The organism is Methylobacterium aquaticum (assembly GCF_001043915.1).
Classification (GTDB): Bacteria; Pseudomonadota; Alphaproteobacteria; order Rhizobiales; family Beijerinckiaceae; genus Methylobacterium; species Methylobacterium aquaticum.
The window spans coordinates 1-7,896 of record NZ_LABX01000300.1 but is presented as its reverse complement, the minus strand read 5'-3'; the positions used below and the strand labels follow the sequence as shown (position 1 = coordinate 7,896).

The following is a 7,896-nucleotide window of genomic DNA, read 5'->3' as shown; positions in this document are numbered from 1 at the left end:
CCGCCACGACGTGGACGCTGATCGGGCCGGAGCGGCGCAGGAGGTCGTGCACCACCGAGCCGTGCAGGAGTTCGAACCAGCGCGAGCGGGCCGACTTGCCGACCACCACGTGGGTGACGTTGTGCTCGCGGGCGAACCCGATCACGTCGTCGGCGATCCGCCCCTGGCTCGGCAGGGTCGCGGTCTCGGCGCCGAGCCGCTCGGCGAGCCGCAGGGTCTCGGCGATGCGGTCGCGTTCGGCATCGCTCAAGCTGGCGCTGCGCCGGCTCTCGATGGTGAGCGCCGTGAAGGGCGCCCGCAGGCGGTCGGCGAGGCGCTTGGCGTAGCGCACGAGGCTGCCTGAGCGCGGGTCCTCGCTGACGCAGACCAGCACCCGCTCCCCCGCCGCCCAGGGGCCGGGAATCGCGTGGGCCCGCATATGGGTGACGAGCTGGTCGTCGACCTGCTGGGCGGTGCGGCGCAGGGCCAGTTCGCGCAAAGCCGTGAGGTTGCCGGGGGAGAAATAGTGCTTGAGCGCCCGCTCGGCCTGGCGCGGCAGGTAGACCTTGCCCTCCTGGAGGCGCCGGATCAGGTCGTCGGGGGAGAGGTCGATCACCTCGATGTCGTCGGCCCGGTCGAGGATCGAATCCGGTACGGTCTCGCGCACCCGGATCCGGGTGATCTGGGCCACCACGTCGTTCAGGCTCTCGACATGCTGGATGTTGAGGGTGGTGTGGACGTCGATGCCGGCCTGGAGCAGTTCCTCGACGTCGAGGTAGCGCTTCGGGTGGCGCGAGCCCGGGGCGTTGGTGTGGGCGAGCTCGTCGACCAGGGCGAGCCGGGGCTTCCGGGCGAGGAGCCCGTCGAGGTCCATCTCGTCGAGCGTGCCGCCGCCATACGGGACGGTGCGGCGCGCCAGCACCTCGAGCCCGGCGACCAGGGCCTCGGTCTCGGGCCGTCCATGGGTCTCGACCACCCCCACCACCACGTCGACGCCCTCCCGGCGCCGCGCATGGGCGGTCGTCAGCATCTCGTAGGTCTTGCCGACCCCCGGCGCCGCTCCGAGGAAGATCTTGAGGCGCCCGCGCCCGGGCGTCTCCCGGCGCGCCTGCGCCAGGAGCGCATCGGGCGAGGGTCTGTGGCCCGCGCGCGGGGGCCGTGCCGTGTCCCTCATCGTCCCGGCCGCGCGCCGGCGGGTGCCGCGATGGCGGGCCGGCCGGGTTTGCACCGGAGGAGGGAGGGAGGGCGCGCGGCAGCGCCGCGGCGGCACGGCCGGTCGTCCCGCACGGGGCGGTCTCGAAGCTCCTTCACGGTCCCTCCTCCGGCCACGCCACCCCGGGTGATCTTGCGATCACCGACGGAGGAAAGCGATGCGGCTGGGCGGACCGCGATATCAAGATCCCATCAAGGCCGGACGGCGCCCGGCGGTCACGCCGCGAACAGCTCGCCGCCCTTGTCGGCGATGACCTGCCCCACCTTGCCGGAGAACATCCCGAGCAGCATCGGCAATTTGACCTCGACGCGGGCCGCCTCGTCGTCGACCGCGATGGTGCCGGTGACCGTCTGGCCCATGGCGCCGACCACGAAGGCGAGGGTGTCGCCGTCCCAGACCGGATCCTGCATCGTGAGCCCGGCCTTCTGCACGAGGTCCCGGCCCTGGCCGAGGCGGGCGTCGATGCGCCGGCGTGCCTCGGCCCGGCCGATCTGGTAGGGAATCACGACGACCAGGGGCTTTGCCATCACCGTCTCCGCGGCCCGCCGCACCCCCTCCGGGCCGGCTTCCGGGCCTCATGGTTCGGCAGGGCCGAATCATACGGGGTTGAAATTCACCATGCCGCTGGGGAATTCAATCCGCTGCGAGCACCGAGGGACCGCGGCGGGGGACGCGAGCCGGAAGCGGGGGCGGCCGTTGCAGGCGCGCGTCACGCCCGGCCCCATCCGCCCGGGGCCGCCCGGCGGGTGCTGTCCAAGCCGTCCGGCTTGGCGTAGGGGGGAGCGGGGGCAGGACGGAGCCGGGCGCCGGGTGCCCGAGGAGCGGAGGCGGGTCTTGAGCGCGATCGAGAAGGGAATCCTCGGCGCCGTCGCCGTGTGCGTCGCGGCCACGGCCGCCCTGTGGTGGCTGGCGATGCCGGACGAGCCGGTGCGGGCCCTCCAGGACGGCCTCGGCGCCGCGGCGCTCGCCACCATCATCGCGGGCGCGGCCGTCCGGCGCTCGCCCGAGTGAGGCGGCGCCGGTGACGCCCGCCGCCTCGCGCCTGGTGCGCTGGCTCGCTGCCGGCATCGTCGCCGTCGCGGTGCTCTGGATCGCCGTCCACCTGCGCTGAGGCCGCTCTGGAGCGCCGGTTTCGGGGAGACGCCGGCTCCACGAGGCGGAGATCGCCGCGGAAGTCTCACAGACGTGAGGCGGCCTCGCCGCATCACGGGTCTCGCGGCCGTCGGATGCGGCCGCGTCACAGGTCGCCCGCGGGCCGTGTTGCTGCTAAGCTGGCACCATCCGAATGCGGACACCCGACGATGCGTCTCTCTCTCGCTTCCCTGCTGCTCCTCGGCGCGCTCGCCGCCCCGGCCCACGCCCAAACGGCCGCGCCGACCCCGAACCCGTTCAGCCCGGCGGCGAAGCCGAATCCGGCGCCGCCGCCGAACCCGCCCGCCATCCCGGCCAAGCCCGCCGCCCCGGCGGCACAAGCCCCCGCGAGTACGGCGCCGCACAGCCCGGCCGCCGGCGCGATCTTCCCCACCGCCATCTCGCCGAAATACGCCAAGGAGCCGGCCGGCAGCGCCCGCCAGCACACATGCCTCGACCAGTACAACGCCAACAAGGCGGCCGGCGGGGCCGGCAACGGCGGCATGAACTGGATCGAGAAGGGCGGCGGCTACTACTCGGAGTGCAACAAGCGGCTGAAGGGCTGACGCAGCCGCGTGCTCGGCTCCGTCACGGGATGCCCGCGGCGGAGACGGGATCCATCGCGGGCCGCTCCCGCACCGGGGAAACGTCGCGTTCGGTGCGCGGCCTCGGCCTCATGGTTGGTGCCGGGCCCCCGACGGCGACGATGTCGCCCGACCGTGTTTCCGCTTCTCCCAGACAAGATTGGCGATGGGACCCAACACGGCGCCGATGGCCATGAGAAGGTAGGACAAGGGAGAGAGCCGCTTGTGGATCGACACCGCGCGCCCGCACCGGTCGCCGGCGACGATGTCGATGGCCTGGCCTGACTGAAACTTGAGGTCCGTCGGTCCAAGCTCGATCTCGTCCCGGCATTCAACCCGGCCCGATGACGAAGCAATGGAATATGAGACTTCGCCCATCGTCCGGCCCTTGATGGCATAGGTCGGCCCGACGATGGCGGAGATCGTCGGGCCCGCCTCGACGCGCCTGCGCTCGTCCGCCATCGTCCAGGACAGGGAGGCGAATAGCAGCACCATGAGGACGTAGCCCGGTATGACGACAGCGAGAGCGATGCGCTCCAGGCGGGAGGTGGCCGGCTTGCTCATCTGACGATCCGTGCGTGCCTCATGCCCGCGCCGGCCCGGGGGTCGGCCGCGCCGTGAGCGCGAGCGCCGTGCCCAGGCCCGCCACGGCCAGCACTCCCAGCACCGTCCAGGCCGGCCAGGCGGCGCCCGCGCCTTCGGTCAGCGCCGCCTGGTAGGCCTCGATCGCCCAGGCATTGGGGGTGAGCCAGCCGAGGCTCTGGAGCCAGGGCGGCATCAGGAAGCGCGGCACCATGCTGCCGCCGACCGCCGAGAGCAGCAGCACCCCGAAGGTCGAGACCAGATGGGCCTGCTGGCGCGTCCGCGCCGCCGCGCAAGCCGCCAAGCCCAGCCCCGCCGCCATGGCGGCGACCAGCACCCCGGTGACGAGCCAGGCCCCGGCATGCGGCCCGACCGAGACGCCGTAGAACAGGGCGGCGGCGCCGAAGATCAGCGCGCCCTGCGCGGTGCCCTGGAGCACCAGGAACAGGAATTTCCCGAGGACCACCACCGGCAGACCGCCGGGGGCGGCGGCCAGGCGGTCGGCGATGCCGGACTGGCGCTCCTCGACCAGGGAGAGGGCCCCCTGCATGGCGGCGAAGAGCAGGAACACCGCGGCGATCGCCCCGGCATAATAGGCGACCCGGGCGTTGCCGCCGGCCTGCCCCTCGCCGCCCTCCGCCGTCGAGGCCCGGGCGATCAGGGCTGCGAAAGAGAACGCTTCGCGCTTCTCGCGGCTCTCCGCGAAGGCTTTGTCGAGGAAGGCGCGCTCGTCCGGGCCGATCTTGCCGGTGCGCTCGACATCGGCGACGACCCGCGACAGGACCACGTCGGGCAGGGCCTCGTTGAGCACCCGCTGCATCTGGCCGAGCGCGATCGGGGTGGCGAGCGCCCGGGCCGGGCTCTCGACGACGAGGATCGGCGCATCCGCGGTGCTGCTCCCGGCCGCGAGGTCGCCGCGCAGCACCAGGGCGACGTCGACCTCGCCGCGGCGCACCGCCGCCACCGCATCGCCGTGCAGGAGCGTGGTGCGCAGGGCCGGATCGGCCTGGAGCGCCGTCACGAGGCGCCCGGTGGTGGCGGTGCGGGCCTGGTCGAGGAGACCGACCTGGATGCGGATCCGCTCGCCGACGGCGCCGGAAAAGATCGCCGCGAACACGCAAAAGATCACCGTCGGGAGCACGAAGGCCATCACCAGGGCGGCGCGGTCGCGCCACAGGGTGAGCAGCATCACCCGGAACGCGGCGACGATCATGCGGGCATCTCGGCGGGCTTGAGGGCGGGATGGCGCGGCCGATCCCCGGCCGTCACGTCGCGGTAGAGCCCATCGAGGCCCGGCTCGCGCACCCGGATCTCCCGCACCGGCACGCCGTGGCGGCGGAAGTGCGCCAGCAGTGCCGCGCCGTCGCGCCCGCCCGCCACGGTGCTGCCGGCCCGCCAGGTGAGCGGCGAGGCGGGAAGGAAGCCCGCCTGGCGCAAGGCGGCGGCGGCGTCAGGAGCAGCCGCCTCCGACAACGCCACCTCGTGCTCGGGGGGGCCGGCCCGCAGGCCGGCGAGCAGGTCGGCGAGGCGCCCGTCGAGGCGCAAGGAGCCGTCCTGGAGCACCAGGACCCGGTCGGCCAGGCGCTCGGCCTCGGCGAAGTCGTGGGTGGCGATCAGCACGGCGGCGCCGGCCTCGGGGAGCCGTTCGAGCACGGCGTGGATCGCCGCCCGGGCGGCCTGATCGACCCCTTGCGTCGGCTCGTCGAGGAGGACGAGGGCGGGCTCGCCCAGCAGCGCCACGGCGATGTTGGCCCGGCGCTGGTAGCCGCCGGAGAGCACGCCGACGAGGCGGCCCGCCACCTCGTCGAGCCCCGCCCGCGCCAGCGCCCGCACCACCGCCGGCTCCCGCGCCCCCCGGGGCAAGCCCATGAGGCGCGAAAACACCTCCAGGTTCTCCCGCACGGTGAGGCGCGGGTAGAGGGCGATCTCCTGCGGCACCCAGGCGATGGCGCGCCGCACCCCGGCCTCGCGCCCCGGATCGCCGCCGGTGACCCGGACGCGGCCGCGACCCGGGACAAGGCGGCCGGCCAGGAGCCGCATCAGGGAGGTCTTGCCCGCCCCGTTGGGGCCGAGCAGGGCCACGGTCTCGCCCCGCGCCAGCACGAGGTCGATCCCGTCGAGGACCGGGCGGCGGCGGTACGAGAAGGCGAGGTCGCGGAGCTCCGCCGCGGGATCGGGCATCATGCCGTCACGACAGCAGAGCTTTGCGGCTTTCCGGAGGAGGGCCCCCGGTGCGAGGGCGAACAACCTACCGGGCCGGCAGGGCGCGGGTGAGTCGCACCCGCACGGCGGTTCCCGGCTCGGCCAAGCGGAGGGCGGCGGCGGCGAAATCCGGGCGGCCGTGTCGGCCGGCGCCGTTCGAGAAGCCGTAGGGCTCGGTCGGCAGGCCCAAAGGGGTGCGGCCGAGGCGCCCGTCGCCGTCGAGATCCTGGAACGCCGCCACCGCGTAGGTGCCCGGCGGCACCTCGGAGAAGCCGAAGCGCAGGCTCGAGGCCGCGGCGGGCCCGCTCTGGCCGATCCGGCAGGCTTCCTCGACGAGCGACCCGGTGCAGAGCGCGACGAAGACCCGGCCGGCCCCGGGCCCGACCCCCTCGACCTCGACGGCGATCTCCGCCGCCCGGGCCGGCACCGCACCGGCCACCACGACCAAGGCGGCGGCGAGGAGCGCGCGCCTCACGACGCCTCTCCGAGGCTCGGCGCCGCCGCGAGCGGCAGGCCGCGGGCGGGGACCGGCTCGACGGCGAGGTCCTCGGCCATCAGCCGCGCGGTGATGCGCGCGCCCTCGTAGATCACCGGCAGGCCCGAGCCCGGATGGGTGCCGCCACCGACGAGGTAGAGCCCGGGCCCGAAGCGGTTGTGGGGCCGGAAATACAGCATCTGGAGCAGGTCGTGCGAGAGGTTGAAGGTGGCGCCCTCGTGCACCGCGAACGCATCGCGCCACTGGGTCGGATCGACCACCCGCTCGTAGCGGATGCGCTGCTCGATGTCGGTGAGCCCGAGCTTCTCCAGGCGCTTGAGCACCAAAGCCCGGTAGGACGGCCCCACCGTCGCCCAGTCGATCCCGGCGCGCAGGTTCGGCACCGGCACCAGCACGTAGAGGCTGGTATGGCCGGGCGGCGCCATGCCGCCGTCGGTGTAGCCGGCATGCTGGACGTAGATCGAGGGCTGCATCGGCAGCACCCCGTCGGAGACCTCACGGATGTTGCGGGCGTAATCCTCCGACAACAGGATGGTGTGGTGGCCGAGGCTCTCCGGCATCCGCCCCTCGATGCCGAGATACAGCATGTAGGTCGAGCAGGAGAGACGGGCCTTGGCCACCTTGGCGTCGCGCCAGCGCGGCCGGCGCGCCTCGGGCACCAGCTCGGGCACGACCTTGGCGAAATCGCCGTTGATGACGACCGCGTCGGCGGCGATGCGCTCGCCCCCGGCCTCGACCCCGACGGCGCGCTTGCCCTCGAACAGGACCCGGTCGACGCTGGTGCCGAGCTTGATCTCGACGCCGAGGCGGCGGGCGAGGCCGGCCATCGCCTCCGAGACCGCGCCGCAGCCGCCGACCGGGTGGTAGACCCCGTGCTCGTATTCGAGGAAGCTCAGGATGGTGAACAGGCTCGGGCACCGGAACGGCGACATCCCGAGATACTTGGTCTGGAACGAGAAGGCGAGGCGGACCCGCGGATCCTTGAAGTAGCGCGACAGGTCGCGGTCGACGGTGGCGTGCGGGCGCAGCAGCGGCAGGGCGGCCAGCATCGCCGGCGAGGCGAAGCTGCGGATCGAGTCGCAGGCCTGCTGGAGCACCGGGATGAAGGCCGCGAGCTTGCGGCGGTTGTCGTCCAGGAAGCGGCGGACGTTCTTCGCATCCTCGGGGGCGATGCGGGCGATCTCGGCCTCGAGCCGCTCGACATCCGGCGTCGCCCGGATCTCGCCGCCGCCCTCGAAGACGAGGTGGTATTGCGGGTCGAGCCGTTCGAGGGTGAGGTGATCCTCCAGCCGTTCGCCGCAGGATGCGAAGATGTCGGCCAGGATGCGCGGATAGAGGAAGAAGGTCGGCCCGATGTCGAACTTGTAGCCGCCCGGCGCCGTGACCGTCCGGGTGCGTCCGCCGACGCCGTCCTCCTTCTCGATCACCGTCACCTGCACGCCGTCGCGGGCGAGCAGCAACGCCACCGCGAGGCCGCCCGGCCCCGCCCCGACCACCACAGCCCGCCGCCCCGACAGGGTGCGGTACCCATCCCGCGGCTGCAACAACGCTCCACCTCCTGCCAGACCTAAAACGGCGTCCCGTGCGTATGGCCTAGTTGTGGTGCAGGGCGGTGAGCCGGCAATGGCCGCGCATTGTCGCGGTGGGTGGGTCGCGCGAGTTTTTTCCAGGGTGCGGCGCGCCGTGGCGGCTGTCAGCCCCCCGCCAGC

At 73.5% G+C, this 7,896-nt stretch carries 9 protein-coding genes; 2 read left to right on the top strand and 7 right to left on the bottom strand.

Annotated elements, in window-relative coordinates; translation table 11 throughout:
* Both VP06_RS30420 and VP06_RS30415 read right to left on the bottom strand, forming a co-directional pair.
* A partial coding sequence (locus VP06_RS30420) for a universal stress protein (protein ID WP_048467560.1) occupies positions 1-1,153 on the bottom strand: 1,153 nt, incomplete at its 3' end.
* 254 nt (positions 1,154-1,407) lie between these two features.
* Positions 1,408-1,719 (bottom strand): polyhydroxyalkanoic acid system family protein, encoded by a 312-nt coding sequence (locus tag VP06_RS30415; RefSeq protein WP_048467558.1) that lies wholly within the window; start codon positions 1,717-1,719, stop codon positions 1,408-1,410.
* Between the two features lie 307 nt (positions 1,720-2,026).
* On the opposite strand from VP06_RS30415, the gene VP06_RS36835 reads away from it, so the two are divergent.
* Together VP06_RS36835 and VP06_RS39100 are read left to right on the top strand one after the other, a co-directional pair.
* On the top strand, positions 2,027-2,203 hold the full coding sequence (locus tag VP06_RS36835; protein ID WP_156295853.1) for a hypothetical protein: 177 nt from the start codon (positions 2,027-2,029) through the stop codon (positions 2,201-2,203).
* 290 nt (positions 2,204-2,493) lie between these two features.
* Positions 2,494-2,889: a hypothetical protein gene (locus VP06_RS39100; protein WP_048467557.1), complete on the top strand. Its 396-nt coding sequence runs from the start codon at positions 2,494-2,496 to the stop codon at positions 2,887-2,889.
* Between the two features lie 108 nt (positions 2,890-2,997).
* Here VP06_RS39100 and VP06_RS30405 read toward each other — a convergent pair whose 3' ends face one another.
* From VP06_RS30405 to crtI, 5 genes are all read right to left on the bottom strand, one after another.
* Positions 2,998-3,471, bottom strand: a complete 474-nt coding sequence (locus VP06_RS30405; RefSeq protein WP_048467556.1) for a hypothetical protein — start codon at positions 3,469-3,471, stop codon at positions 2,998-3,000.
* 19 nt (positions 3,472-3,490) lie between these two features.
* Positions 3,491-4,702 carry an ABC transporter permease gene (locus VP06_RS30400; protein WP_048467555.1) on the bottom strand — a complete coding sequence of 404 codons (1,212 nt, stop codon included), beginning with the start codon at positions 4,700-4,702 and terminating at the stop codon, positions 3,491-3,493.
* Positions 4,699-5,670: an ABC transporter ATP-binding protein gene (locus VP06_RS30395; RefSeq protein WP_048467559.1), complete on the bottom strand. Its 972-nt coding sequence runs from the start codon at positions 5,668-5,670 to the stop codon at positions 4,699-4,701. Before VP06_RS30395 ends, VP06_RS30400 begins: the two co-directional genes overlap by 4 nt.
* A 67-nt stretch (positions 5,671-5,737) precedes the next feature.
* Positions 5,738-6,166, bottom strand: coding sequence for a DUF2141 domain-containing protein (locus tag VP06_RS30390; protein ID WP_048467554.1), 429 nt, complete (start codon positions 6,164-6,166; stop codon positions 5,738-5,740).
* On the bottom strand, positions 6,163-7,734 hold the full coding sequence (crtI, locus tag VP06_RS30385; protein WP_048467553.1) for a phytoene desaturase family protein: 1,572 nt from the start codon (positions 7,732-7,734) through the stop codon (positions 6,163-6,165). Before crtI ends, VP06_RS30390 begins: the two co-directional genes overlap by 4 nt.
* Between the last annotated feature and the right edge of the window lie 162 nt (positions 7,735-7,896).

Coding starts and splice junctions, on each gene's coding strand:
- VP06_RS30415 (WP_048467558.1), bottom strand. CDS start 1,719: ATGGCAAAGCCCCTGGTCGTCGTGATTCCCTACCAGATCGGCCGGGCC.
- VP06_RS39100 (WP_048467557.1), top strand. CDS start 2,494: ATGCGTCTCTCTCTCGCTTCCCTGCTGCTCCTCGGCGCGCTCGCCGCC.
- VP06_RS30405 (WP_048467556.1), bottom strand. CDS start 3,471: ATGAGCAAGCCGGCCACCTCCCGCCTGGAGCGCATCGCTCTCGCTGTC.
- VP06_RS30400 (WP_048467555.1), bottom strand. CDS start 4,702: ATGATCGTCGCCGCGTTCCGGGTGATGCTGCTCACCCTGTGGCGCGAC.
- VP06_RS30395 (WP_048467559.1), bottom strand. CDS start 5,670: ATGCCCGATCCCGCGGCGGAGCTCCGCGACCTCGCCTTCTCGTACCGC.